The organism is Haloarcula sp. CBA1131, assembly GCF_008728975.1.
Lineage (GTDB): Archaea > Halobacteriota > Halobacteria > Halobacteriales > Haloarculaceae > Haloarcula > Haloarcula hispanica.
In genome coordinates this window covers 1,435,179-1,461,505 of the sequence record NZ_RPCY01000001.1, presented here as the reverse complement: position 1 = coordinate 1,461,505, position 26,327 = coordinate 1,435,179, and the positions used below count along the sequence as shown (strand labels likewise).

The 26,327-nt window shown below is 64.3% G+C and carries 22 protein-coding genes and 2 pseudogenes; 7 read left to right on the top strand and 17 right to left on the bottom strand.

Features of this window, described 5'->3' with window-relative positions; all coding sequences use genetic code 11:
• Positions 1-20: 20 nt before the first annotated feature.
• Positions 21-1,067, bottom strand: a complete 1,047-nt coding sequence (locus Har1131_RS07525) for a phytoene/squalene synthase family protein (protein ID WP_064287612.1) — start codon at positions 1,065-1,067, stop codon at positions 21-23.
• A 151-nt stretch (positions 1,068-1,218) separates the two neighbouring features.
• Here Har1131_RS07525 and Har1131_RS07520 point away from each other — a divergent pair, with 151 nt between their 5' ends.
• Both Har1131_RS07520 and Har1131_RS07515 read left to right on the top strand, forming a co-directional pair.
• Complete coding sequence (locus Har1131_RS07520) at positions 1,219-1,446, top strand: hypothetical protein (protein ID WP_225308094.1); 228 nt, start codon at positions 1,219-1,221, stop codon at positions 1,444-1,446.
• Between the two features lie 140 nt (positions 1,447-1,586).
• Positions 1,587-2,930: a glycoside hydrolase family 68 protein gene (locus Har1131_RS07515; protein ID WP_151145733.1), complete on the top strand. Its 1,344-nt coding sequence runs from the start codon at positions 1,587-1,589 to the stop codon at positions 2,928-2,930.
• Positions 2,931-2,973: 43 nt separating this feature from the next.
• Here Har1131_RS07515 and Har1131_RS07510 read toward each other — a convergent pair whose 3' ends face one another.
• The 3 genes from Har1131_RS07510 to Har1131_RS07505 all read right to left on the bottom strand — a co-directional run bounded on the left by Har1131_RS07510 (position 2,974) and on the right by Har1131_RS07505 (position 7,162).
• Complete coding sequence (locus tag Har1131_RS07510; RefSeq protein WP_151145730.1) at positions 2,974-5,085, bottom strand: GH32 C-terminal domain-containing protein; 2,112 nt, start codon at positions 5,083-5,085, stop codon at positions 2,974-2,976.
• A 225-nt stretch (positions 5,086-5,310) separates the two neighbouring features.
• Positions 5,311-5,445: a hypothetical protein gene (locus Har1131_RS22505; RefSeq protein ID WP_023843340.1), complete on the bottom strand. Its 135-nt coding sequence runs from the start codon at positions 5,443-5,445 to the stop codon at positions 5,311-5,313.
• Between the two features lie 220 nt (positions 5,446-5,665).
• Positions 5,666-7,162, bottom strand: a complete 1,497-nt coding sequence (locus Har1131_RS07505) for a hypothetical protein (RefSeq protein ID WP_151103577.1) — start codon at positions 7,160-7,162, stop codon at positions 5,666-5,668.
• A 206-nt stretch (positions 7,163-7,368) separates the two neighbouring features.
• Between Har1131_RS07505 and Har1131_RS07500 the strand changes: the two genes are divergently transcribed.
• Positions 7,369-7,554, top strand: a complete 186-nt coding sequence (locus Har1131_RS07500) for a hypothetical protein (RefSeq protein WP_008311620.1) — start codon at positions 7,369-7,371, stop codon at positions 7,552-7,554.
• Here Har1131_RS07500 and Har1131_RS07495 read toward each other — a convergent pair.
• Positions 7,551-8,645 (bottom strand): rod shape-determining protein, encoded by a 1,095-nt coding sequence (locus Har1131_RS07495; RefSeq protein WP_008311619.1) that lies wholly within the window; start codon positions 8,643-8,645, stop codon positions 7,551-7,553. The two genes, Har1131_RS07500 and Har1131_RS07495, sit on opposite strands and share 4 nt — an antisense overlap.
• A gap of 140 nt (positions 8,646-8,785) precedes the next feature.
• Positions 8,786-9,271 (bottom strand): FlaD/FlaE family flagellar protein, encoded by a 486-nt coding sequence (locus Har1131_RS07490; RefSeq protein WP_014040806.1) that lies wholly within the window; start codon positions 9,269-9,271, stop codon positions 8,786-8,788.
• A gap of 170 nt (positions 9,272-9,441) precedes the next feature.
• Between Har1131_RS07490 and Har1131_RS07485 the strand changes: the two genes are divergently transcribed.
• Together Har1131_RS07485 and Har1131_RS07480 are read left to right on the top strand one after the other, a co-directional pair.
• Positions 9,442-10,347, top strand: coding sequence for a ParA family protein (locus Har1131_RS07485; protein ID WP_080505498.1), 906 nt, complete (start codon positions 9,442-9,444; stop codon positions 10,345-10,347).
• Entirely contained in the window at positions 10,344-11,327 is a 984-nt protein-coding gene (locus tag Har1131_RS07480) for a chemotaxis protein CheW (protein WP_151145727.1), read from the top strand. Before Har1131_RS07485 ends, Har1131_RS07480 begins: the two co-directional genes overlap by 4 nt.
• A gap of 263 nt (positions 11,328-11,590) precedes the next feature.
• Here the strand turns inward: Har1131_RS07480 and Har1131_RS07475 are convergent, their stop codons facing one another.
• From Har1131_RS07475 to msrA, 5 genes and pseudogenes are all read right to left on the bottom strand, one after another.
• A complete protein-coding gene (locus Har1131_RS07475) occupies positions 11,591-11,908 on the bottom strand; it encodes an RPA12/RPB9/RPC11 RNA polymerase family protein (RefSeq protein WP_151145724.1) in 318 nt (105 codons plus the stop codon).
• 135 nt (positions 11,909-12,043) lie between these two features.
• The gene (locus Har1131_RS07470) at positions 12,044-13,189 is read right to left on the bottom strand and encodes an NAD(P)/FAD-dependent oxidoreductase (RefSeq protein ID WP_151145721.1); all 1,146 of its coding nucleotides are present in this window, start codon (positions 13,187-13,189) and stop codon (positions 12,044-12,046) included.
• A gap of 69 nt (positions 13,190-13,258) precedes the next feature.
• Positions 13,259-14,233 (bottom strand): phosphomevalonate decarboxylase MvaD, encoded by a 975-nt coding sequence (mvaD, locus tag Har1131_RS07465; protein ID WP_151145718.1) that lies wholly within the window; start codon positions 14,231-14,233, stop codon positions 13,259-13,261.
• Between the two features lie 87 nt (positions 14,234-14,320).
• Entirely contained in the window at positions 14,321-14,857 is a 537-nt protein-coding gene (locus Har1131_RS07460; protein WP_014040811.1) for a cob(I)yrinic acid a,c-diamide adenosyltransferase, read from the bottom strand.
• Between the two features lie 100 nt (positions 14,858-14,957).
• Positions 14,958-15,625 (bottom strand): annotated as a pseudogene (gene msrA / locus Har1131_RS22680) (peptide-methionine (S)-S-oxide reductase MsrA).
• Between the two features lie 91 nt (positions 15,626-15,716).
• On the opposite strand from msrA, the gene Har1131_RS21670 reads away from it, so the two are divergent.
• Positions 15,717-15,887 (top strand): hypothetical protein, encoded by a 171-nt coding sequence (locus Har1131_RS21670; protein WP_004591646.1) that lies wholly within the window; start codon positions 15,717-15,719, stop codon positions 15,885-15,887.
• A gap of 309 nt (positions 15,888-16,196) precedes the next feature.
• Positions 16,197-16,592, top strand: coding sequence for a response regulator (locus Har1131_RS07445; RefSeq protein WP_225308093.1), 396 nt, complete (start codon positions 16,197-16,199; stop codon positions 16,590-16,592).
• Here Har1131_RS07445 and Har1131_RS07440 read toward each other — a convergent pair.
• The 6 genes and pseudogenes from Har1131_RS07440 to Har1131_RS07415 form a co-directional block, all read right to left on the bottom strand.
• Positions 16,561-19,659, bottom strand: a complete 3,099-nt coding sequence (locus Har1131_RS07440) for a PAS domain S-box protein (RefSeq protein ID WP_151145713.1) — start codon at positions 19,657-19,659, stop codon at positions 16,561-16,563. The genes Har1131_RS07445 and Har1131_RS07440 overlap by 32 nt on opposite strands.
• 76 nt (positions 19,660-19,735) lie before the next feature.
• On the bottom strand, positions 19,736-21,157 hold the full coding sequence (gene gcvPB / locus Har1131_RS07435) for an aminomethyl-transferring glycine dehydrogenase subunit GcvPB (RefSeq protein ID WP_058990826.1): 1,422 nt from the start codon (positions 21,155-21,157) through the stop codon (positions 19,736-19,738).
• 82 nt (positions 21,158-21,239) lie between these two features.
• The gene (gcvPA, locus tag Har1131_RS07430) at positions 21,240-22,583 is read right to left on the bottom strand and encodes an aminomethyl-transferring glycine dehydrogenase subunit GcvPA (RefSeq protein ID WP_050036783.1); all 1,344 of its coding nucleotides are present in this window, start codon (positions 22,581-22,583) and stop codon (positions 21,240-21,242) included.
• Positions 22,584-22,689: 106 nt separating this feature from the next.
• Positions 22,690-23,067 carry a glycine cleavage system protein GcvH gene (gene gcvH, locus Har1131_RS07425; RefSeq protein WP_014040818.1) on the bottom strand — a complete coding sequence of 126 codons (378 nt, stop codon included), beginning with the start codon at positions 23,065-23,067 and terminating at the stop codon, positions 22,690-22,692.
• Positions 23,064-24,155 carry a glycine cleavage system aminomethyltransferase GcvT gene (gene gcvT / locus Har1131_RS07420; RefSeq protein WP_151145710.1) on the bottom strand — a complete coding sequence of 364 codons (1,092 nt, stop codon included), beginning with the start codon at positions 24,153-24,155 and terminating at the stop codon, positions 23,064-23,066. The genes gcvH and gcvT overlap by 4 nt, the downstream gene beginning before the upstream one ends.
• A gap of 226 nt (positions 24,156-24,381) precedes the next feature.
• Positions 24,382-26,180: pseudogene (locus Har1131_RS07415) on the bottom strand (PAS domain-containing protein).
• Between the last annotated feature and the right edge of the window lie 147 nt (positions 26,181-26,327).

Here is a 26,327-nt window from a genome sequence, read left to right as displayed (position 1 = left end):
AGGAATGTCTCTGCTGGTCGTCAGTACTGGTGGAGCGGCTGCTGGCGGATTTTCGCCCGCAACTCCCCGATTGAAGGGTCGCCGTCGCCGCCGAACTGCTGTGTCACGGAGTGGACCTCCTCGCGAGAAATTTTGACGTTGCCCTGCTCGATGACGTCGGCGGGTCGTTCGCGGAGTTCACGGATCGTCCCGACCGCGAGCAGGAACGGAATGGCCCACGCTGAGAGGGTGTTACCGCGGGTTTCGGGCATGGCTTCGAGCCACGCCTGTGCGTCGTCGAGATAGCCCTCTGCTCGCTCGGTGACCTGCTCGATGACGGGCACCAGCGAATCGACGTTGCCGGTGTCGCTCACGTCGCTGTGATCAAGCCCCTGTTCGTGGAGTAGTTCCAGCGGGAGATAGACGTTGTTCTCCTCTTCCATGTCCGTCGCGGCGTCCTTGGCGACGTTGACGAGCTGGAGCAGGAGGGCAAACGAGCGGGCGTTTTCCTCCATCTGGGCGATCTGCTCGTCTGTGGCTTCGTGGGAGACCAGCCCGGTCACCAGCGTACCGACGGTGCCGGCGGCGTACCAGCAGTACTCTTCGAGTTCGTCCAGCGTCTTGATTCGAAGTCCGCCGGCGTCGGCGTAGCGGTCGACGAACATCGCCATCCCGTCGACGAGTTCCCGGACCGGCCCGCGAATCGTCTGCGTGGAGTGGTCGTCGAGGGTGTGAAACACGTCGACGATGCGGCCCGCGTTCTCGACGACCTCCCAGTCGGCGTTCGTCGTCGTTGGAATCCACTCCTCGACGGCGTCGTGGAACGACGACACGGTCGTCCCGCTCGACGGTTCGAGCGAGCGGCTGTACGTCTGCAGGAGTTCGGTCTGTACCGCTGGAGGGAGGTGGCCGGCGTCCTCGATCGTGTCAGCCACGCGGCAGAGAAGATAGCCCAGACAGATGTCCCGGGCCATCGGTTCGTTGAGTTCCGAAATTGTGAGACTAAACGTCCGCGACACACGATGGACGGCATCGTAGCACCACTCGATGTCTTCCGAAGACGACCGGTCTGTGTGGTTCTGAGACATTCCCGACATCCGGGGTAGGGCATACGATGATAAAAATGGGACGGCTACGGCGTCAGTCTCGTCCCGGTCACGGGTCGGTGTTCCGACAGACTCAGGAGTGTCCGAGCCTAATTTGTGGTATGAACGGCACAGTAACGTGGGGGCTGCGACCGTGAACAATCGGGACACAGCAGTGCTGGTGCTGACGGTTCTCGCTGCGATCATTCTCCCCGGACTCGCGAACTGGGGGTTCAGCACGCTCGGCTACCCGTGGATCGGGAGCGCCGTCTGGGCGCTGGGGTACGGCCTCGGCGTCGTTTTCATTTGGCACGAGTGGGTCCGGCCGCTCGATATCACCGGTCCAGAGGGTGTCAGCGGCAGCGAGGACTCAAGCGAGTAATGTGCTGTTCGGCCCCCTTGACCTACCCACTATCAGTTTTCTCTGCTAGCGCCCGGCACTGTCGTATTGCATATATTTCATACAACACCCGTAGTACCCGCCTGGCAACATTTATACCCGTGGTCGGCCCAACGTGAGATATGACAAACGAGGCGCTCGGCGAGGGTCGTCCCGGAACGAAGGGGCGCGCCGGGTGGACACGCGAGCAGGCGAGTCGGATCGAGCGGACCGACGACACCGTTGCCCCCATCGTCTACCCGCCCGCGACCGAACAGATCCCTGAGGTCCACATCTGGGATACCTGGTTCCTCCGCAACCGCGACGGCACGCTGGCGACGGTCGACGGCTACCGGGTCTGCTTCTCGCTGACGGCTCCGTCCGACTTGCTACCCGGCAAGCGCCACGACGTGGCGACTATCCGCTGTTTCTACTCCGACGACGGCCGGAACTGGCACAACGCCGGCCCGGTGTTCGAGGACGCGCTGGGCCAGCGCCAGTGGGCCGGGTCCGCCTTGTACGACGACGACGGCAGCGTCTATCTGTTCTATACGGCGGCCGGCAAGGAGGGAGCCGACGACCTGACCTACACGCAGCGGATCGTCGGCGCGGGCGGCGGCAGCATCGACACGACGGACGGGTTCGAGCTTTCGGGGCCGTGGACCCACCACGAACTGCTCCAGCCCGACGGCGACCGCTACGAGCGCGAAGACCAGTCCCGCGGGATGATATACACCTTCCGCGACCCGTGGTTCTTCGAGGACCCCGAGACGGGCGAGACCTGGCTCCTGTTCGAAGCGAACACGCCGGTTCCGGAGGAGAGCGACGTGTGCGATGGCGACGCCGCATTACAGGAGTTCAACGGGAGCGTTGGCGTCGCCCGCTCGCCGACGGGCGACCCGCTGGAGTGGGACCTCGAAGACCCGCTGCTGGACGCCGTCGGCGTCAATCAGGAGCTCGAACGGCCCCACGTCGTGTATCGAGAGGGCCTGTACTACCTGTTCATCTCCAGCCACCTCCACACGTTCGCGCCGGGGGTCGAGGGCTTCGACGCGCTGTATGGCTTCGTCGCGACGGACCTCCGCGGCGAGTACGTCCCGCTGAACGAGTCCGGACTCGTCGCCACGAATCCCGAGAATGCGCCGTTCCAGTCCTACTCGTGGATGGCGTTCCCCCACGGCGACGAGGTGCTGGTCCAGAGTTTCTTCAACTACTACGACTTCGACGGCGACACGCTGGACGAAATCGCCCATCTGTCCGAATCCGAGCAGATGCGTCGGTTCGGCGGCTCGCTCGGCCCGACGCTCCGGCTCGATGTCGAGGGGAGCCGAACGCGTATCATCGGAACTCTCGGGCACTGGCACATCCCGCTGGACGGCGAGACGCTGCCGCTGACGGACAGGGAACTGATCCGGCGTGGAAAGGGCAACGAGACCAGCGCCGGGAGCTACGGCACCCGAACCGAGACTGGCACCGAGTCAAAGTAACGAGCGCGGAATCCGTCTTTTCGCAGGAATCCAGTCGGGCTGGTTACCAGACTGAGTCCAGTTCCCAGATATCCAGCGACGCGATAGTGGCGCGCCCGCCGTCGGCCGACAGCGAGATACCGGTCGCGTCCTCGCGGGTCGGATACACGCGGCTGGTCAGGCAGTGCCGTTCGTTAGCGAACACCTCGACGACGCTCCCGTCGACGAAGACGCGCAGCGACAGCGGCGCGTCGTACGGCTGGACTCGCATCGACTGGGTATCGCCGGTCGCTTGCGGGTCGATGCTCGACGCCGACCGGTCGACGGCGATCTCGCTCTCGTAGGAGTATCTGATTGGCGTCCGTTCCTCGCCGTCCGGCGATTCGAGGACGGACAGCTCGACGGCTTCGGCGTCTTCCAGCCGGACGGTGGCGCGGAGTTCGAACGACCGGCTCTCGACCGGCAACTGCTCGGTGTCGCCGGGGTCGAGGCGCACCACGTCGTAGCCGGTGTTCTCGCCCCGTAGCTCGGTGAGCTCGGGGGCCGGCCGCTGGCACAGGCCGCCGTCGTCGGCCAGCGACAGCTCCCGGGGAAGCGACATCGCGCCGGACCAGCCGGCGTCCCACTGCCCGCTCACGTCGCGGGCTTCCGGGAGCCACCCCCAGGTCAGGATGCGGCCGTCGTCGGTCCACATCGACTGCGGGGCGTAGAAGTCGCCGTGGTCTAGCTTATCGCGGCGGTCGACGTCGAACTCACCGTCATCGTATGTCCCGAGGAAGTACACCACGTCCTCGTAATTCGAGATGTGGAGGAGCTGTCGGTCACCGAAGTCAAGCAGCTCCGGGCACTCCCAGACGGTCCCGGCGGTGTCGCGGTCGCCGGCGAGGATCGGTCCCTGATACTCCCAGTCCCGGAGGTCGGAAGACTCGTACAGCAGCGCCGCCCCGCCGCCGCCCTCGATGCCGGCCCCGATGAGCTGGTACCAGGTCCCGTCCTCGCGCCAGACGCAGTGGTCCCGGAACTCCCCCTCCCAGTCCTCGGTGCGGAGCACCTCCGGTTCCGTCGGCAGTTCCTCGATGATGGGGTTGTCCGGGTCCTTGTCCCAGGCCGTGAGGTCGTCGTCCGCTGCGGTGGCGATGCAGGGAAGCTGGCGTTTGTCCCGGCCGCCCGTGTACAGCACGGTCGGGACGCCGCCGTCGTCGACCGCACAGCCGGACCAGCAGCCGTCCCGGTCCGGGCCGTCCGGCGAGGGCGTAAGCGCGACCGGGCGGTCCTCCCAGTGGACGAGGTCGTCGCTGACGGCGTGGCCCCAGTGAATCGTGTTGTGGAACGGCCCGGCCGGGTTGTACTGGTAGAACAGGTGGTAGCGCCCGTTCCAGTGGATGAGCCCGTTCGGGTCGTTGAGCCAGTTCGCCGGCGGCGTTACGTGGTAAGACGGGCGACTCGGGTCATCGCCGAGCCGCTCGCGCAACTGCCCGAACGTGTCGACGTCCTTCGGACGGCCGGTCAGCGGGTGCCGGTCGGCCGTCGCCAGGAATCCCAGCGCGTTCTCGATGAGCGTCTCACGGTTGCCCCGGCACACGTCGTGGGTCGGCTGGGCGAACGCTACGGACGACCCGATGCCCAGCACCTGCCCGGCCCCGGGCTCCCAGGAAAGAATCGACATCTGCTTGACCACGTCGGTGTCGCCACGGACCGTACTCGCGAGCACGTCCCCGGACTGGGGCGCGATGGACTCGTATCTCGCGTAGGGGATCGTCACGCCGGCCCCGCGGGTGTGGACGCGAAGGGTGTCGTAGTCCGCGTGGATTGGGTGGTCGGCGTACAGGGCCTGCCAGAGGTGTCCGGTCGGCTCCGGAATCTCCTCCCAGCCGACGGCGTCGGGCGCGACGTCGTCGAACCCGAGCGGTTCGACGGCCGAGAGCGCGCTCAGTGTCAGCAGGAGCGAGCCGCCGTCACGAACGTACGCGGCCAGGGCCGGCGCGTCGGCCAGCGCTCGCTCGTCGAACAGTTCGTCCCGATGCCACCAGAGGACATCGTACTCGGTCGGCTCGACCGACGAGAGCTCGCACCGCTCGGCATCGTCGACTGCCTCCTGACACCAGTCGTACGCCGCCGCCTGCTCGTCCGTACAGGCGTCGGCGTAGAGACAGCCGATGCGTGGCGAATTTCCCATTGCCTCGGTATCCCTTCCTGAAATATAAAAACATTCGGCAATCGTTTCTGAACGAATATGCACGCTCTTGTTGATTATGTCGTCGATGCGGCCAGCGGAGCGTCCGGCAACCTATCGAGGTCGCATCAGCATGGGCCGTCGAAGATTCCGAGCAGTACTGGGAAGGGGCAATAGCCAGAGCAGTGGCTGAAAGCGGACTATCGGTGAGAAAGCGGGCGGAACCGGTCAGTGAACGCGGGCGTTGCGGGCCTCGGCCTTCCAGTCGATGACGGTTTCGTGACAACTGGGACAGACGAACTCGGTGAGCTTTGTCGTCTGATCGTTGTATGACATCCGCGTGCCACAGTTGGTACAATCCATTATAATTGTATATATTCTACTGAAGGATATAAATTTTCTCCTGACCATAGTCGGCTCGGGCGGGAGAGGTCCTGACACGGCTGAATTATGCTATGTCATTACATGGTGTTGATCAGATACCCTCAGTCTGTGGTGATAGCGCCACCGCTACACAGTTTCGCCAGGGTGCGGACGGTCGCAGACAACGGACGGCGAGCCGAGAACGGATGGCTAGCGAGGACTACGACCCACCGTGTCCCGTCGGATCGATTTTCGGGTCGGTGCCGTCGATACCGCTCTCGATATCCGAGAGGTCAGTCGTGTCAGTCGGTGACGGCGAGGGTTCGTCGGCGGTCGTGATGTCCAGGTCCGGCGTTGTCCCAGTCTCGTCGAAGCGGTCGTCCACGTCGACGGGTTCGCCACCGAGTCTGGCCTCCGTCCGCGAGAGTCGCTGTTCCACGGCATCCAGTTCCGCTTCAAGGTGGTCGGTGGCGTCCGGATAACAATCCCTGGCGTCCGCCAGCGCGGTTTCGAACGCCGCCCGGGCCGTCTTGTACTCCTTTAACGCGGCGTCGGGCTGGCTGGCGTCGGCGTACCAGTCCCCTGCCTCCATCGCGTCCGTCGCGACCGTCCGCCGCGCGGCGACGAGGTTCTCCGCGACTGTTCCCAGTCGGTCCCGGACCTTCTCGGGGTCGCCAGCGAACCGCCGCTCGTCCGCGCCCCAGTCGAGTTCGAGAACGTCTCGGTAGGCTTCGAGCGCCTCGGCCCAGTGATCGGCGGCGACAGCGGGGTCTTCCGCCGCGACGGCCTCGTTGTCGGCCGCGACCGCAGTGCGCAACGGCGACTGTTCGAGGTCCTCGATGACGGTGTCGAGTCGGTCCCGCTCGGCACGGATGTCCGGGAGGTCGGTGACGCCCCCCGTCGGGAGCGAAAAGATCTCGTCGTACTCCGCCCGCGCCGCCTCGTAGGCGTCGTACGCCGCCTCGAAATCGTTCCCCCGCCAGTGCTTCTCACCGGTGTCGACCGCCCTTCGGGCACGGCTGCGGCGGACTTCCGCGAGTGTCGCGACGTGGCGCTCCCGTACCGTCGCGACACGCCTTTCGAGCGCATTCGCGTCTCCGGGCGGCCCGAATTCGGTGGCCGTCTCGCCGGCCGCGTCGAGTCGGTCCCCGGCTTCCAGCACCGACTCCAGTGCCTGCTCGTGGTCCCCTCGGTCGCGCTGTTCGGTCGCAGTCACGAGGATCCGCTTGACCTCGTCCAGGATGTTCTCGACGCGAACCCACGCCTGTGACGCGTGCGAGAGATACGCCGTCAGGTCCACGAGTCCCTGCTTGCCACAGTGGACCTGCCACTCCGTGTCGCCACATCGCCGAAACGTGATCCGGCCGTGTCCGAGCGACCGGTCACCCGAAATCTGGTCGATATCGACGTGTGGGATGGCGAACCGCGTGTCGCCGTCGTCGTCGCCCACCAGCAACAGGAACCGCTTGTCAGTCACGATCCCGATCATCCGGTAGTTACTTCCTGGTCGCACCGTCTCACCGGACTCCGACGTGCCGATTTCGATGCCGTGCTTGCGACTGGTGAGGGCGAACTGCGCCGTCTCGTCGTCGTCGACGGCTCCCAGTGCTGGCCCATCGTGGAGATATCCGGCCGAGAGGAGTCCGCCCGAACCGGTGCCGGTGAGAACGTCGGGCGGATCTCCCTCGAAATTATCTAAGTTGATAATTTTTCCCATTACCGGGTAGAATAGGCCTTAGGACTTGATATTCACTTATCTATTCTGATATCGCCATGGTAAATTAATCTGGTTTGGGTGCATATCGTGCTGCTGTTCCTCGGTCACGGCAGCCCTGTCGACTACGCCGTGACTCCCTACCGTGCGTCAGCCGGCAGACGGCTGTCTGACTTGGCTTTAGGTATCATGTCTCCGTACTTGGCCACATGCCACGTACCCGTCTCAGCGGGGGTTCGTCTCAGGAGCGACAGGGTGGTGGTCTCTCGACCGACGCGACCCGTCTCGGAATCGACACTGACGTATTCGAACTGCTCTCGACCGATCGTGGTCACGAAATGGCACAGTCTGAGCCCAGAATCGAACGGTGGCTGAACTGCTGGCGGAACCCCTAGTTGGTCTCGACGAGACGCGCCGCGATCCGCTGTGCGCCGATGGTCGGCGCGACGTCCGGTTCGTCGGCGGCGATGACTTCGATGTCGCGGTTCAGCTCCGCACTGAGTCGCTCCTCGAACTCGTCGACGATGCCGGGGATACAGGCCATGCCGCCGGTGATGGCGATCGGCCGGTCCAGTGCTAGCTGGTACACCTTCATGTAGTCGTTCGCCAGCTCCGGCAAGAACGTGTTCGCCAGTTCGTCGACAGCATCGTCGAGGTACTCGTTGACCGCGTCCATCACCGAGCGCTCGATGGTGAACTCGTGTGAGCCGCCGCCGGGCTGCTGGATGATGTCCGTGAACGGCTCGAAATCGACGAAGTCGGCGTGTTCCTCCTTATATTCGCGGGCAGTCTGATTGTCAATGTTGACCCGGCCCTGGGTCTCCTCCTCGACGTAGTTGGCGATCATCCGGTCGACCTCGTTCCCGGTCACCGCACCCGTCGTGAACGGAGAGAGCTGTTCACCGCGGCGGTACGCGGAGGCTTCGAGGTTCGTCGACCCCATGTTGACGGCGACGAAGATCTCGTCGATGGCTTCCAGGTCGTCACCGAAGGCCGGAATGGAGCCACACAGCGACTCCGGATAGCTCTCGACGAGTTCCAGCCCGATCGAGGAGTTCTCGATGACGTTCTGCAGGTTCTCCAGCCCGGTCGGGTTGTCGATAGTCGGGATGGCGTACACGACGCCGCTGTTTGCCGGAATGTCATGCTCCTCGATTATCGCCTCGAAGAACGTCTTGGTCATCTCGGCCCGGTCGGCGTCCTCGGGGAGCCCCGACCGAAGCATGTACTCGACGCGGTCCGGATACTCGCGGGCCGCTTCCTCGCCGTAGAGGATCTTCTCCTCGCCGGTCAGGGCGTCCTCGTACGTCGCCATGCACGTCAGTGTCTTGATGATTCGGTTCTCCGTGCCGTGTTCGCCCGGCAGGGCAATGACGGTCCGGGTGCTCCCGAGTTTGACCCCGACCGGAACAGCGGCAGCGCCGTCCGACGACACACCGGCGTCCGATTCGGACCCGGTGCCGTCGTCCGCATCCTCGTCACTCATATACGGTCGTCCTTGTCGACCGCCCGATATATATCCTCTCCCTAGTATTCAGGACTGATAGCTGTCCTCTCAGGTGGCTGATACTGAAACCCCCTCGGTAGCGGGGATTCGAAGGAAAGAGCTGGTGCTGAAAACGAGCGTTACGTCATCGCAGTGAGCTTCGCGACGTAGACGAGACTCAGCATGTGGTCGTCGACGCTCAGTTCGTTGTCGTCGTTCGTCGCCGACTCGTCGATGCCGAGCAGATAGTCCGAGAGGTCGTCCTGTACGTCCTCGGTGATCCAGTCGATAGAGCGGTAGTAATCGAGCGCTTCGTCGGCCCCCTGATACCCGGAGTGCATCAGCAGGAACTCCAGCCACTCGAAGACCACGAACTCCGCGGCGTAGGTCTCGGGCAATGTTTCGAGATAGGGCTTCTCGTTGGCGTCGCCGCCGAGGAACGGCAGCAGTTCACGGTACAGCCCGGAGCGGAACGAACTCCCCGCAAGCACCTCTTCGTCGGAGTCGTCAAGCCCCATGTCGAGGCCCGTCGGGTCCGGGACGTCTTCGTCGCTCATCCCGTTCCCCCGCTGACGAGCCATCTTCCGTAACTCGTCGAGGTCGTAATCGCGCGGGTTGATGGTCATGATACTGACCCTTCAATCTACACAATCATAAATCTTGCACACCGTCAGACGGCCGTCATGCACACGCTCGCGGGTGTTTCTGTCTCGTCCGCGTTCCGTCCCCCAGTTGCGACGTTGATAATCGGGACCACATTTTTATAGTGGCTCGGAGTCGACCTGTGGATACTTGGATGATGAACCGGCAATCAGAAACCGGTCCAGCCCGCTTCTGTGTGACCAACGCGAAAGGCGGGACCGGAAAGACGACAGTTGCTATCAACGTAGCCGGTGCACTGAACGACCGCGGCCGGGACGTCCTCTTTATCGACCTCGATCCCCAGGGCAACGCCACGGAAGGCGTGGGCCTCGTCGAGGCGTACGACGCCGACCCGCCGACGCTGTTCGACGCACTGACTGGCGACCCATCGGCGCTGGGTGAGCTTATCTGCGAAGGCGAGGAGATGGACGTGATCCCCTCCAGCATCGATATGCTCCAGGCCGAGCACGAACTGACCATCGCCGACCTCATCGCCCGGGTCAACACCCAGGGCGGGGATATCGATCAGGCCGCGCTGGCCTCGTTCGCGATCAACATCACGCCGGAGATGGTCACGGGGTCACACGCGCTCGACACGCTCGACCGGGCGCTGTCGACGCTCGATGCCGACTACGACTACGTTATCATCGACTGCCCGCCGTTCTACGGGAAGCTGACTGACACCGGCATGTACGCCGCACAGAACGTCCTCATTCCCGCACTGACTGAAGCGACCTCCGAGCGAGCCATCGAACTGCTGATGGATCAGATGGCCGCGATGGAGCGCCAGACCGACGCGTCGATCAACACGCTCGGCGTCGTCGCCAATCGGGTCGAGACCACGTCCGAGGACGAGACGATGCTCGAATGGTTCAACATGGCGTTCCCGGACAGTCCCGTCTGGGAGGTCCGCAAACGGGTGGCGCTTCAGCGGGCGTTCAGCGCCGGTCAGTCTATCTTCGCGACCGAGGAATCGTGTGACATGGCGGCTGTCTTCGAGGACATCGCCGCTGAACTCGACGAGCAGTTCGGCTTTACCGACACAGAGGTACCAGCATGAGTGACGACGAACGCATGGACAGGGCGGAGCGCATCCGGCAGATGCGCGAGGGGAACAAGGCAGAAACCACCGACGACACCGAGGAGACAGACGACGCCTCCGCGGACGGCTCCGGTGAGCAGCCCACCGACGAGGGCGAAACCGAGGAGACAGCAACCGAGGTAGCCACCACGGACTCAGCGGCCGCCAGCGATGACGCGGCTGACGAAACGGCTACTGCCGATGAACAGGCCACCGACGATGGCGGTAGCGATACTGGCTCCGACGGCGCAACGACTGATCAGAGCGACACTGACGCGATGGCCGCCGCACAGCGAGCGGCAGAGGCCTCGGCACAGGTAACTCCCGAGAACGTCGCCGCCGGTGGTGCCGACCAGCCGACGGACGACCTGTCGGCGTCGGCCAGCCCGATGCAGGGACCGACCGGCGTTGAGTTGCCGGACCAGGAACTCATCGAGGAGGCGATGGCGTCGGACAACACCGCCACGACCGAAGGCGGCGCTCGCGCCGCGGCTATCGACGACGACGCGACCCAGACGGAAGAGATGGTCCGGGTACTCGAGTTCGCACTCGGCGACGAGTACTACTGTCTCGACATCGACTACGTCGAGGAGATCGTCAAACGCGAGACGGTCACCCGCGTGCCCAACACCGAGGACTACGTCGAGGGCGTCGTCGACCTCCGCGGGCAGATTACGACGATTCTCAACCCCAAGGCGATGATGGACATCGACAGCGACGGGACCGAGAACCTCATCATCGTCTTCGACGCAGGTGTGTTCGAGGAACAGGGCGCGATGGGCTGGATTGTCGACGAAGTCCGGCAGGTCGTCCCCGTCGCCGAATCTGAAGTGAACACCGCCCCGGTCGACGGCGAGTACATCAACGGCGTCGTCGACCGCGACGGCGAGGACGAGTTCGTCATCTGGATCGAGCCCGACGACGTACTCGGGAACGCAACTGCGGACAGCGAGGACTGACGCGCCGCTGTACTGTTTTCAGCTTGACTGCATCCCCTCGTAACGGACAGAACTGCCGTGCTGCATAGAGCGGTTCCACGCAGCACAGGCTCCGTTCCTTTCGTGTCGGAGACGTTGAACCAGCCACTCGTTGACCGACAAGAACGGTGTGAGAGCTGGTCCGGAGTCGATGTCTGGCCCTACGTGAGACCGAGTCCCACCGGGAGTTGCGGGGCTGAATCGGTCTCTGCATATGTACCCGGCGGGGTTCGCGAGATACGCCGTCAGGACTCGCGCCACTTGTGGCCGCAGTCGACGCAGGTGAACAGCCGAACCTCGTAGGAACCGCCCGGTTTCGGCAGCATCTCGTAGTAGGCCCGGTCGCTGTCGCAGTCGTCCGCCGGACAGGGCTCCTGCATCGTCTCGGAGGTGCTCTGGGTCGCGTCGGCCACGGCGGGTGCCCCGTCATCCCGCTGTGCATCCTGGGTCGCCATCGCCGCTTCTGCTTGCGAGTCCCGGGGCTCCTCGTTTTCACAGGAGCGACACACCCAGGTGTCGCCCTCCGTGTGCATTACCGAACCACACTCATCACAGAATTGCATATAACGTGGGGATACACGGGTGTCGGATATATGTGTTAACTTCCGCTCCGCCGTGGGTTTCAGGTACCCGCTCGTGCTGACGCCCGTGAAAATCTCTCGTCTTTGAGAGGGTCACCCGGGCCGCTTTCCTGCCTCTTACTCACTGTCCGGCTTCTCGTCGTGGAGGTCCAGTTCCTCGCTGACGAGGTCGACCGCGTTCTGGACGGCTCCGACCGTTCCGAGATAACCCGCGCCGACAGTCGTCTTGAGCGCCAGCGCGGCCCGCCCGGTGAGGATAGAGGGGCCGACCTTCGCCACGGCGTCGTCGCCGACCGAGACGAGCCACCCAGGGACGTTGAACTGGTACTGGGTCAGTCGGGGCTGGAAATCGCCGGGGCCACCCTGCTGCTGGTCGACGAGCGTCCCGATGTTGTCCGCGGCCACGCGGGCCTCGCGGATGGCCGCCGCCGCGCTCGCCGGCACGGCCTCGCCGTCGCTGTCGACGACCCGGGCGGCGTCGCCGACGGCGAACGTCGACTCGCCGAGTCGGAGGTCCGCCCGGACGACGGGGCGGTCGGCATCGAGCGCTGGCGACCCCTCGATACCGCCGGTCCAGACGAACTGGTCCATCGCCAGGTCCGTGCCGTCCTCGAGCGCAATCGCGTCGGCATCGGCTCCGGCCACGCCCGTTCCGGTCCTGACTGTCACGCCGGCGTCGACCAGCGCGTCGTGGACGGCCGACTGGAACGACGCCGGGAACGACGGCGCGACGGCGTCTTCCTGTTCGAGCAGCAGCACCTCGATATCGCTGTCCGAGGCCATTTCGGCCAGTTCGCCGGCCACCTGCACGCCAGACAGGCCAGCGCCGCCGACGACCACGCGGTCGCCGTCACCGAGTTCGAGGAACCGCTCGCGGATATCGTGGGCGTCGGCAAGGCGCTTCAGCGGCGTCGCGTGCTCGCGTACGCCCGGAAGGTCGTAGAAGGCCGTTCGTGCACCGAGACATACCGCACCCACGTCGTAGGACAGCGTCTCAGCCCCGTCCAGCGTCGCCGTCCCTTCGTCGGTCGATACGTCCGTGACTGTTGCCTGTCGGACCTCGCAGTCGAGGACAGCGTCGAGGTCGACAGTGATCTCGTCGGCCAGCGACGGCCGGCGGACGACCCGGTGGAGTTCGTGCTGGACGAGGTGTTCGGGCTCCTCGTCGACGACGACCAGCGAGACGCTATCGGGGAGAGTCTGTTCGAGCTTTCTGGCGAGCGTGAGCCCGGCGTATCCGGCTCCGAGAACGGCGACGCGCATTGTGTTCTCCGGTTAGGACGGCGTCGGGTTAACCCTGTGCTCGGGAGCGACGATTCGATCAGTGCCGGTTCAGAACAGCGCCTTGTCTTCGTCGAGAATCTGTGCGGGGCCGCCAACATCCCAGACGCGGGTGTCGACGCCGCAGTCGGCGACCGTCTCTTCGACGCGGCCGACGTACTCCTCAGTCGTATTGATGTAGACGCTCGCGCCGGTGTCGACGGAGAAGTACACCGGCACGTCCTCGGTGTTCCGGAGCTCCCGGACGGCGTTGAAAATCTCGATGGTGCGAGGCTGCCAGTACACCCAGCCGGCGGGACCGGTCATCGTCGCGGCGGCCAGCGACAGCGAGTCCTTCTCGGCGAGGTCGAAGACGGCGTCGAAGTCGCCGTCGTACAGCGCGTCGCGCATATCCGAAATCTGGCCGTGGATGTGGGCCATCCGCGACTCGAACATGTGGCTCTCGGCAGCCTCCTTGTGGGCTTCCTCGGTTTCCTTGTAGGATGGGACCATCCCGGCGACGATCCGCAGGTCGTCTTCGAGGTCCGTCTCGATGCGCTCGCTCCGACAGTCCTTGTCGTTCATGCCGGTCCGCAGGTGGGAGAACGCGCCCGTCACCGCGCGAGCGGCCGAGGAGGAGCCACGGCGGGCGACGGTCGATATTTCCGGTCGCGTCATGTCAAGGCCCGCCGCCTCAACGAGGGCCATTGCCGCGGCGGCAAAGCCCGACGAGGAGGAGCCAAAGCCGATGTTCGTCGGGAAGTTGTTCGCCGACTCGAAGCGGACGCCGTGGTCGATGTCCGCGAGGTCGCGGACGTGGTCCACGACAGCGTCGATTCGTTCGGCCCCGCGGCCGGTGACCTCCTCGCCGTCGATGACGTACACGTCTTCCTCACGGTCCGGCTCGAAGGCGGCCGTCGTCTTCGAGTGGCTCGGTGCGGTACAGACGGAGATGCTGTCGTGGTACGGCAGTCGCAGTTCCTCGTCTCGCATCCCGTGGTACTTGACCAGCCCCTGAATCGGATGTGCCTTCGCGGTCGCTTTCATACCTCACCCTTCCGGGCCGGTCACTTTGCTATTGCGAACCGCCGTCGCCGACGCGGTACTGACGGCGGCCGCGCGGGAGGTGTCGTCTCAGTACTCGGGGTTCTCCTCGCGGATGCCCTCCCGCTTGTTGACGAGGCGGGCGAGCGTGAACAGGGCGTCCGAGAGCCGGTTCAGGTAGATGATAGCCGTCTCGTTGACACCGGCCTCCTCGGCAGCAAAGGAGACGCAGCGGCGCTCTGCGCGCCGACAGACCGCGCGGGCGTGGTGGAGCTTCGCCCCCGGCTCCGATCCGGAGGGAAGGATGAACGATTCGAGCGGGTCAAGCTCCGAATCGGCCTCGTCGATGAGGTCTTCGAGCGTCTCGACGTGGGACTCCTGTATCCGTGGGTCGTCCTCGTCGGGGTCGGGGTTGGCGAAGTCGGCCTGAACGATGTGGAGGTGGTTCTGGATGACGCGGAGCTTTTCGTCGATGTCATCGTGGCCGGTCGGCCTGACGACGCCGACCAGTGCGTTCACTTCGTCGACGGTGCCGTACGCCTCGATGCGGCGGCTGTCCTTCGACACCCGCTCCATGTTCCGGAGATCAGTCTGGCCCTGGTCGCCGCGGCCGGTGTAGATAGTCATAGCTGGATCTGGCACTGCCAGCGTCTTATAGCCGTGGGCGAATCGTTGGGGCGCGCGGGCGGCCGAGCCCCGTGGCGACTGTGAACCGCTAGCTCCGTGTTCAGAGCCGGCGGCGGACCTCTGAGAGCGCAGCCGGTGAGATATCCAGTTCGGCAAACAGCGCCTCGCGCTCGGCGTCGTCCCCGTGGCCAGCGACGAAGCCGTTGAGCCGGGCGGCGACCGTCGAATCGACGAACGCATCGCCGTAGATATCTTCAAGTTCATCGGCGACCACTGGCGTCGAGCGGAGTTCGTACTTCTGGTGGTAGTCTTCCGCCAGGTAGAACTGGTCGAGGGTTTCGATGGCCGTCTCGACTGACCTACCCGTCCGCGATTCGAGTTCCTCGCGCGTCCGCTTGGCGGTTTCACGCTGCTGATCGTTATGAGCCAGCACCACGCCGCGGTACTGGCGTTTCCGAGGGCGGAAAACGGCGTATGGTTCGCCCAGAACACGGCAAGCAGGTCCTCGTAGCGCACCGCCTCGGGGTCGTACTCGACCTGGACGACCTCGGTGTGGTCGCCCAGCGAGTAGTAACTGGGGTCCAGGTCGGTGCCGCCGGCGTAGCCGACTCGTGTCCTGACCACGCCCGGTGTCGCGCCGAAGCGGGCGTCTGGCCCCCAGAAACAGCCCATGCCGAACGTCGCCGTCTCGGTCGCCGACGGCGGCAGCGATTCAGCGTCGACGGCCAGTTCGGTCGGATGAGTCGGCTCGTACGCACTCGGAATCATACTGGGATACAGGGGTTCGAGCGGTTTGCCCCCTTCGACGCCCCGAGTGGAACCGGGAAATTCAACTGTACCCCCGCGGAAACAACTGGATATGGGCCTCGAACTCGAACACTACTGTCCTGAATGCGAAGAGTACCGCGACTTCTGGAAGGTCGCGAGCACGACGATGCACCTGGGGACCAAGATCAAGTGGCACTGCCCGGAGTGTGACTACGGGTTCGTCCGCATCGACGGCGAAGTCGACACCGGCCAGGCGGCATAGCTCTCCGGAGCGGTATAGAGACCTCTTAGCAGCCGTTTTACACCGTCCCTGAGAGGTATCCATTACCGATGAGTCTCGACCCGGACGGTGCGGGAAACGCGACCGCCGAGCGAACGCAGGCCCCGCACGACCTGTCGATGACCGTGGTTGAGTACACCGGCGAACCGGACCGCTGTACCGTGTCACCGCGGGGCTCTCCGGCATTGCCAAGCTATCGACGTGGATTACCGTGGACAAGGACATCGTCGTCAACCTGGATGCGATGCGGTGACCGAGAGTTTTTACCGGGGAACCACGGACCTAGAACCGATGAGTATCGAGGTCCTACTGGTAGACGAGGACGTAGACGTTCTGGACATCGTCGGGACGTTTCTGGGACAGGAAGACGAGTTCGAGATCACGACGGAAGCCGACCCAGAGGCGGCACTGGACCTGGCAACTGACGGCGATTTCGACGCCGTCGTCAGTGACTACAAGATGCCCCGGCTCGACGGGATGGAGCTATGTGCCGCGCTCCGGGAGAACGACGTCGACATCCCGTTCCTGCTGTTTACGGCCCGCGAGTACGACGACGTCGCAGATGCTGCCGCGGAACATGGCGTCACTGCCGTGGTTCAGAAGGGACGGGCACGGAGCAGTACAGCGTGCTCGCCGACCGGATCCGCGACGCCATCTAAGTATCCAACCGAGGCAGTTCTAGCGTGACGACTGTCCCGCCGTCCCGACCGCTAGCGAAGTCGACGGTGCCGCCGTAGGTTTCGGTCACCCAGACGACCAGCCACAGGCCGAGGCCGGTCCCGTGGCGGAGTTGTGTAATCGGTTCGTCGCCGGTCACGACGTCGAGTTCGTGCTGTGGAATCCCCGGGCCGTCGTCGGCGACAGTGATTGAGACGGTTCGCTGGTCGGCCGTCACGTCGACGCTAATCGACGGGTCGTCGCCGGCATGTTCGAGGCTGTTTTCGAGGAGTTCACCGAGAATTCGGTGTAGCCGCCCATCACCCGCCGTAACCGACACATCCGGGAGGTCTGTTTTGATTTCACCGGCATACTCGTCGTGATACGAGGATACGGTATCCGTAACGGTTGCGGGCACGTTGACCGGGGCCGCGCCGTACTGGTCGCGGCGAACGGAACGCTCCATGTCGCGCGCCCGCTCACTCAGCGACGCCATCTCCTCCGCCTTTCGCTGAAGTCTGTGGAGAATGGCTCGCTGGTCCTCGTCGTCGATTCGCTCGTCCAGCGCGTCAGCCATCCCGAGGACGACAGTCAGGTCGTTCCGGAGGTTGTGCCGAAGGACGCGGTTGAGCAGTTTCAGCCGGCGTTCGCGCTCGCGCTGCTCAGTGATGTCGGTGTAGATACCGAACCCGCGGACGCTGTCGCCGTCCCGGCTGTACGGCACGCCCCGGAAGAGGAAGTCACGGAACCCCGTCTCGGTCATCAGTCGGAGTTCGGTCTGGAAGGGGTCGCCGTTCGCCCGTCGGTCGTCGAACTGGGGCAGTTCGTCGTGTGCAGTGTCCGGTGGTCGGAGGAGGTCGGAGAGTGGGCTGTCGACGGCTGTGTCCTCGCCGTACCCGAACACGTCGGAGAACGCGGGGTTGACCGACCTGACGACCGACTCGTCCGCGACCGTCTCCGTTTCGATGACGGCGTCTGGGAGCGTGTTGAACAGGTACGAGAACCGGTCACGCTCGTCTTTCAGCTCTGCCCGCGCCTGCTTGAGTTCGGTCAGGTCCCGGACGACGCCGACAGTGCCGCGGAACTGGTCCGCGTCGAGCAGCGAGACCTCGATTTCGGCCGGACGCGTCCCTCCGCTGGCCGTTTCCAGCGCCGCTTCGAGCTGGACCGCCCCGGTTCCGCCCGCGCGGCAGAGGTCGCCGATACGACAGGCGAACTCGTCGATAGTGTCCTGGTCGAGAACAACGCGCGGATGCTGGCCCAGAAGCGTCGCCCGCTCGTAGCCGAGCCACTCCGCGAGCGGTTCGGTGACCAGCTGGAACCGACCCTCGTCGTCGAGGACGTACATCATGTCACGGACGTTCTCGAACACTGACTCGTACCGTAACAGGCTTCGCTCACGCTCGACGCGGTCGAACGCGGCGGCTGCATTGGACGCGAGAATCTTGCCGACGGAGACGTCCGACTCGGTGAACTCGTGGCCCTGTCGCGCACCGATGCTCACGACTCCGTGGTCCCCCATCGGGAGGTACATCACCGCTGTCAGCACGTCGGAGTCGTAGTTGTCGATCCGCTCGAACTCGTCAACGATCAGCGGCTCGTCGCGCTGGAACGCGTCGCCGGGGAACCCTTCGTCGGCGTCGTACACCGGTCGTTCCGGGACCTTGTCGCTGGCTGCGACCGGTCGGAGTGTGTCCGCCTCCTCGTCGTACAGCCTGACGAGCGAGTGGTCGAACCCGAGATCCGACTCAGTCGCCTCGATGACTGTTTCGGCGACCTCCTGGGGTGTCTTGGCCTGCATGAGCGACCGAGTCGTATCAAGCAGTCCGGACAGCGCCTCGTCGCGCCGTTTCTGTTCCGTGATATCCCGGATGACGCCCGCGGTCCCGGCGAATCGCTCGTCGTCGTCGTACAGCAGCGTCATGTGGTCCTGGGCGGGGAACGAGTTCCCCGACGCCTGCTGGATCTCCAGCTCGAACGATTCCTCGTCGTCGCGGTCCCCGAATATCATCTCCTGAACGATTGATTCGGCGCGCTCGACGACGGCGTCGTTCTTGATGAACCCGGTGTAGGCGCCGAGCAGCTCCGACTCGGAGTAGCCAGTGAGGTCGGTCATTGCTTGGTTGACGAACTCGAAATACCCCTCTGAGTCGAGCGCATAGACGCCGTCGTCGACCGCTTCGATGATGTTCTCGTATCGTTCGAGTTCGTCCTCGCGGCGGCGGCGTTCGAGTTCGCGGTTCATCCATTCGGTCAGCAGTTCGAGAAACGCCTGCTCCGAGTCCGAAAACGGCTCCGGACGCGGGTCGCTGTCGGCGAAACACAGCGTCCCGTAGGTCGTCCCGTTGACGCTGAGTTCGCTCCCGATATAGCAGGACATCCCGGTTTTCTGGGCGATTGGTGGACCGCCCGCCACGTCGGTAGCGTCGGCGACCTCGTACATCTCGCCGGTCTCGATGACCCGATCACAGTAGGTGTCCGCAATCGGGGTCGTGGCCCCGGGCTCGAAGCGGGGGTGATCGCCGACCATTACCGCGATCTCGTGTGTCCCGTCCGCGATCCGGTTCAGAAAGCCAAGTGACACGCCGAGCCGCTGGCATCCGATTTCGAGGACTCGTTCGACCGTTTCGGTCTCCGTGAGCCCGTCTTCCGTTGCGAGCTGTGCTAGCTTCCGAAGCGCCGCGTTGTTCGTCCGTAGCTCGTGCTTGCGCTCGATGGGATCGGCTGGACTGTCGGCGCTCGTGTCGGTCCCTGTCAGGATGTCGCCGACCCGTGTCGCCAGGTCCACATCGCTCCGCGGGACGTACTCAGTAACGGCCAACTGCGTCGCACGGGCGGCGACCTCGCCGTCCGGTTCGGCCGTACAGAGAACGATCGGGAGGGCGTCGTATTGCTCGCGTATCGCCGCCAGCACGTCCAGACCCGTTTCGTCCCCCGGGAGCTCTTGCTCGCAGATGACGGCGGCGTAGTCGCGGTCGGCCAGCTCCGACAGCGCGTCTGCCGCGCTGGTGACTGGCGTAACTGCAACCGATGCGTCAGGTGTGGCTGTGTCCGCGTCGACAAGACCCACGTACAACAGGTGCGGCGTATCGGACATAGCGTTGCGTTGTAACTGCTATACAACGGGGTGGCATATACGCTCGGGCGGGAGTATCAATTGTCGAAACGAGCAGCTACGTGTCGTCAAGCGCCTGCCAGGAGAGTCGCGGGTTTCGGGCCGCAGTCGCCTGGTCGATGCGTTTCGCCGCCGGACGCGACGGCGCGTCGGCCAGTTCGGCGTCGGAGTCGCCGGCCACGGCGTTGAACGCGGCCGCGAGCTGGTCCAGCGAGCGTTTGGTTTCGCTCTCCGTGGGCTCGGTCATCAGCGCCTCGTCGACGATTTCGGGCCACTTCGTCGTCGGCGGGTGGACGCCGTAATCGAGCATCCGCTTGGCCGCGTCAGCAGCGTCCTGCTCGCCCGCGCTGGCGACGAACTCGTGATGGAACGGGCCAAATGGCACCTCGTACTCTATCTGCTCGGCGAGGTAGTTCGCGTTCAGCACGGCCTTCGCGCTGGCGTCCCGGAGTCCCTCGTCGCCAAGTCTGGCGATGTAGGCGAAGGTCTTGAGCAGTACCGGCCAGTTACCGTAGAAGCCGTGGACCTTCCCGATGGAGTTGTCCGGCTCGTAGTGTTCGTAGTTGCCGCCGCGCTCTCTGACGTGTGGGTTCGGGAGGAACTGGGCCAGTTCCTCGCGGACGCCGACCGGGCCGGCCCCGGGGCCGCCGCCACCGTGGGGCGTCGCGAACGTCTTGTGGACGTTGTAGTGCATCACGTCGAAGCCCATGTCGCCGGGGCGAGCGCGCCCGAGCAGGGCGTTGAGGTTCGCGCCGTCGTAGTACAGCAGGCCGCCGGCGTCGTGGACGATGTCGGCGATGTGCTCGATGTCGCGCTCGAACAGCCCCAGCGTGTTGGGGTTCGTGAGCATCAGCGCGGCGGTGTCGTCGCCGACAGCCGCCTCCAGCGCTTCGATGTCGACCCGGCCGTCGTCGCCGCTCGGGAGCTCGACGACCTCGTAGCCGGCCATCGCCGCCGTCGCGAAGTTCGTGCCGTGGGCCGAGTCCGGGATGACGACCTCCGTGCGCTCGTCGTCGTTATGCTGGTGGTAGGCTTTCGCTATCTGTATCCCGGTGAACTCGCCAGCCGCGCCGGCCGGGGGCTGTAGCGTCACCGCGTCCATCCCGCCGATGCGGCCGAGGTAATCCTGCAGGCGGTGACACAGCGCCAGCGTCCCCTGCACCGTCGAATCGGGCCGGTCCGGGTGGATGGCGGCGTCCGCCCGTGCAGCCACGTCCTCGGTGAAGGAGGGGTTGTACTTCATCGTACACGAGCCGAGCGGGAACGGCCCGCTCTCGACGCCGTAGTTCATCTGCGAGAGGCGCGTATAGTGCCGGGCCAGTTCAGGCTCGGCCGGGTCCGGCAGGGAGAGCGAGTCCCGCGTCAGGTCGTCGGGCAGCGGCGAGTCTTCGGTGTCGACCGTCTCGCTGGCTTTCTCCGAGAGCAGCGGCTCGTACCGGTCGTCGCTGTCGTCGGTCCAGCGCGCCTGGTCGTATTTCACGCGAGACACCCCCGTGTCGAGCGTGACGCTCGTGGGACGCGGTTTGTCTCACGGTGTTTCGCCGAGTAGCGCGAGGCGAGTGTCACTTCGCCACCTCCCGGAACGCCGCCACGAACTCGTCTGTGGCGTCAGCAGTGGTCTCGGTCGCACACACCTGCACTAAGTGGTCGTCGACCGCGTGGACCGCGAAGCCCTCGCTCGCGAGGTCGGCCACGATTGCGCTGGCCGGCTGGTCCGTGCGGGCGAGGAACTCCCGGAAGTGGTGGCGGCCGTGAATCGGGGCTTTCACGCCGACGATGTCGTCGAGGCGGTCAGATAGGTCACGAGCGCGGGTCACACAGTCCTCGGCGAGGTCGACCAGTCCGTCCGGGCCGAGCCACGCGGCGTGCATCGCAGTCCGAAGCGCGACCCACGCCTGATTCGTACAGATGTTGGAGGTGGCCCGCTCCTTGCGGATGTGTTGCTCCCGCGTCTGGAGCGTCAGCGTGTACGCGCGGCGGTCGGCGGCGTCTTCGCTGGCCCCGACCAGCCGACCGGGGACCTGCCGCAGATACTCCTCGCGGGTGACGAACATTCCGAGGCCGAATCCGTAGGCGGTCCCGGTCCCCAGCGACGCGGCGTCGCCGACGACTACGTCGGCTCCGACATCGGCCGGGCGCTCCAGCAGGGACAGCGCGATGGGGTCCGAGCCGAGACAGAACAGCGCCTCGTGGTCGTGGGCCAGGTCGCCGACAACCCCGAGCCGTTCCTCGATAACGCCCCGGACCGTCGGCGACTCGGCGTACACCATCGCGGTGTCGTCGCCTATCTGGTCGGCCAGCGCCGCCACGTCGACGACGCCGTCGGTCATCGGGTATGACTCGACCGTGAGGGCCGGTCCTTCGGCGTAGTTCGACAGAACGGTGCGTTTGCCCTCCCGGAGGTGCTCGGGAACCAGAATCCGGTCGCCCGAGACCGAACGGACGCGCTGGGAGAGCGTCGCCGCCTCGCCCAGCGCCGTCGCGTCGTCGTACATCGAGCAGTTGGCGACGCCCAGTCCCGTGAGTTCGACCAGCATCGACTGGAACTCGAACAACGCTTGGAGAAAGCCCTGTGCGACCTCTGGCTGGTACTGCGTGTAGGAGGTCAGGAACTCCGAGCGGCCGGCGAGGTCGTCAACGACGCTCGGGACGTAGTGGTCGTAGTGGCCGCGGCCGAGAAACTCGGTGAGGTCGGCGTTGCGGCCCAGGAGGCCGGCGACTTCCCGGCGCGCCGCCCGCTCGCTCCGGGCGTCGATACCGAACTCGCCGTCGAAGGCGACGGACTCGGGAACGTCGAACAGCGATTCGAGGTCGTCGGCCCCGACTGCATCGAGCATCGCCGCGGTCTCTGCGGCCGTCTGCGGTGCGTACGGACTGCCTGTTGCGTGTGAGTCACTATCGCTCATTGGAGAACCACCCAGTAGCGCCGGGGTGACATGATATCGACAGCTAGCGACCGTGCCCACATTAGGTTACTCCTTTCACCCCCGCAGGGACCGCTGCCACCGAGGGTTACTCGATCTGGTCGCGGTACGCGTCGGGTGAAAGCAGGTCGTCGCTCTCGTCGGCTATCTCGACCTCAAGCATCCACCCGTCACCGAACGGGTCCTCGTTCAGCAGTTCCGGCTCGTCGCGGAGCCGGTCGTTGACTGCTGTGACGGTGCCGGAGACGGGGGCGTACACGTCGGACACGGCCTTGATAGACTCCACTACGCCGAAGTCCTCGCCCGCGGTCAGCTCCGCCCCTGCCTCGGGCAGTTCGACGAACACCACGTCGCCGAGTTCGTCCTGTGCGAACGCCGTGATGCCGACCTCGGCGGTGTCGCCGGAGACGCGTACCCATTCGTGTGACTCCAGATATCGCAGGTCGTCGGGAACGTCGAAGCTCATCTATCGAGGAATGGTGTGCTCCTGGTACGTGCTTTCTTCGGTTCGCCGCGGACGACGACGCGGACAGTCTCGCCCGGTTGGGCGTACGCCGTCGGGACGTAGGCGAGGGCAATCGGCGCTCCCAGCGTCGGACTCATCGTACCGCTGGTGATGTGACCGATCGGCTCTCCGTCCGGCGTCGTCACGTCGTACCCGTGACGCGGGACGCCGCGGTCGATGAGTTCGATGCCGATGAGCTTCTCTTCGGGACCGTCAGCGGCGACGCCCTCCAGTGCGTCCCGACCGACGAACTCCGTATCTAGTTTGACGGTCCAGCCGATACCGGCCTCGTAAGGCGTCCTGGGCTCGTCGACCGGGTGGAACTCCTGCCCGGAGAGCAGAAAACCCATCTCCAACCGGAGGGTGTCGCGCGCGCCGAGCCCGCAGGGCTGGCACTCAAGCGCGCCCCAGACCGCCTCGGCATCGTCGGGCGGACAGAGGATTTCGAAGCCGCGTTCGCCCGTGTATCCCGTCCGAGCGATCAACGAGTCGACACCGGCGACAGCCCCGTCAGCCACCTCGAACCGCGACAGGGCAGCGAGCGAGACATCTGTCTCGGCTGCCAGCAGGTCCGGCGCGTCAGGCCCCTGGACGGCGATCATCGCGTACTCCTCGGTCCGGTTCGTCACCGTCGCGTCGATCCCCCGCTCGTCCCGCTCAGAGAGCCACCGTTCGGTCATTTCCCCGTCGTGCCCGGCGTTCGGGATGAACAGGAACTCGTCGGCCGCGCCTTCGGGCAATCGGTAGACGACGGTGTCGTCCAGCATAATTCCGTCCTCGTCTGTGATGGCCCCGTACTGGGCCTCGCCCGGGTCCAGCACGGTCACGTCGTTGGTGGTCAGCCGCTGTGTCAGCGTCGCCGCGGCCGGCCCGGACACGGTTATCTGTCCCATGTGTGAAACGTCGAACTTCCCGGCTTCGCTCCGGACAGCCTCATGTTCCGTGCGGATCGACTCGAACTCGACCGGCATCTCCCACCCGCCGAAATCGGTGAACGAAGCGTCGGATCGCTGGTGAACCGCAGAGAGCGGTGGTGCCCGCAGTGTCATACGCGGACCTCTCGTACCGCGTGGTCTTACCGTTTGGCCCTTGACCGCCTGTGGCCTCGCGATAAACCATATGTGGCGATATCAAATCCCGGATTGCGGTATAGTAGCCATTGAAAATCAATGCACACCTGATCGCACGACGGCAGTGCGATCAGTGTTAAATCGTTTCAATTGTTACTATAGATGGAGCGACAGAACCGGGACGGAAAATAAGCAGTCGTCTTCCTTACTCGCTTCGCGCCTGCGGAAACACGATCTTGACTGGTGTTCCGCCGTCGTCGTGGTCCTCGTCCATCGTCACGGACCCGCCGAGTCGTCGGGCAAGCCACATGACTGCCCACAGTCCGAGCCCACGGCTGTGTGCCACTGGCCCTTCCGTCTCCGAAGCCAGGACATTGCGCTCCATCTCGGGTATCGCGGAGCCATCGGTATCGACGCTGACTGTCACCTGTCCCGACGGTGTCTCTTCGGCCGTAAGTTCGACAGTTGGGTCGGCCAGGTCACTGTATTCCAGAGCGTTCTCGAGGAGAATCTCCAGTATCAGGTCGATAGCCATCCTGTCACCCGAAACCTCCGCGTCAGTGGGTGCGATTTCAATGGTGACTCTGGGGTGCTGTTCTGTGAGGTCATCTTGGACATCATTGAAGACCTGCCGGAGGTGGACTGTCCCGCTTCGGAGGTCTCGATCAATGACACGGTCGAACGACCGTGCCCGCTCGGCCAGTGAGTCGAGTTCTTTCGAGGCGTTTTCGATTCTATCGATATGTCCCTTAGTGGCATCAACGGGGAGCTCAGACGAGGTGAGTTCTTCCTTGAGGAGCCTCGAATTGCCCCGTATCACGGTCAGCTTGTTTCGGATATTGTGTCGGAGGATCCGACTCATGACCATTAGCCGCTGCTCTCGCTCCTTGTCCTTCGTGATGTCGCGGACGATGCCTCGCAGTTTCGGTGTCCCGTCCCGGACAGTTTTTTCCGCACGGAGTCGGAACCAGCGCTCGGTTTCGTCCGCGGTCTGGCGGCGTGCCTCTATCTCCATCGGTTCGCCGGTTTCACAACAGGTCTTGATCGCGTCGCGAACGACCGCTCTATCGTCGGGGTGGTACTGCTCGATAGCCTCCTCAAGCGTCGGATTGTACTCTGGCGTCCCGTAGAGGCGTTTCATCCCGGTAGTTCCCTCTATCATACCCGTCTCCAGATCGAGTTCCCACCCGCCAACGTCGGCCAGGGTTTCGGTCCCGACCAGCCACTCTAGTTGCTCCCCCTCTGTTTTAATCCCGTTACGTCGTCCAGACCAACGACGACGCGCTCAACAGTCCCGTCCTCACCCAGTATCGGCGCGGCATTGCTCGAAAGCCACCGCTCGCTCCCGTCGGCAAGTTCTATCCAGTGCTCGAACCCGAACACCGGTTCACCCGAGTCAAGCACCTGCGTGACTGGGTGTTCCGAATTGGGGATCGGTGTCCCGTCTTCGTAGTATATGTTCCACTCCGGTTGGGTGTATCGTCTCTGAGTGATTTTCTCGCGTTCGAGACCGAGCAGTTCCTCGGCGCGCTCGTTAGCTAGCGAGATTCTGCCAGATCGTTCTACGGCGACGATGCCAACCGGACTGACCTCAAACACACGCTCAATGAGGGCTTGCTTTTCTTCCCGCCGCTTACGCTGTGTGATATCTTCTGCCAGCCATAGCACGCGCCCCACGTTATCACCGCCGACCGGCGTGACACGAGCCTCGAAATATCGCTCTCCGTGGTCAAGCGATAGCTGGTACTCGATATCCTGCTGTTCACCCGTTTGTAAAACGTCCTCGATAATCGCGTGGAACTGGTCGGCCTGTGCTGTAGAGAAAATATCCCAGAGATCCGCTCCTAGCAGTGTTTCCGGATCTTTGAAAAACAATGCCCCGTTGTGGGCGTTGTGAATGACATCGACAAAGGTGCCGTCGGCGTCTATGACCAGAGCCGGATCGGAAATTATCTCACAGAGCCCGTTTAGTACGTCTTGGTCGTGAAGATGTCCTTCACTCATAGTCAAGTCCCACGCATTGTTGCTGGCTGACTGTGGACGGTGGTGCGTCCATAGTGTGAGGGGGGAATCATCCTAAGCTTTGTGTCGCACCATTCTATATAGCGGAAAAAGGTTTACCGACCGAAGCGGCACGCATAAGCGGACCGG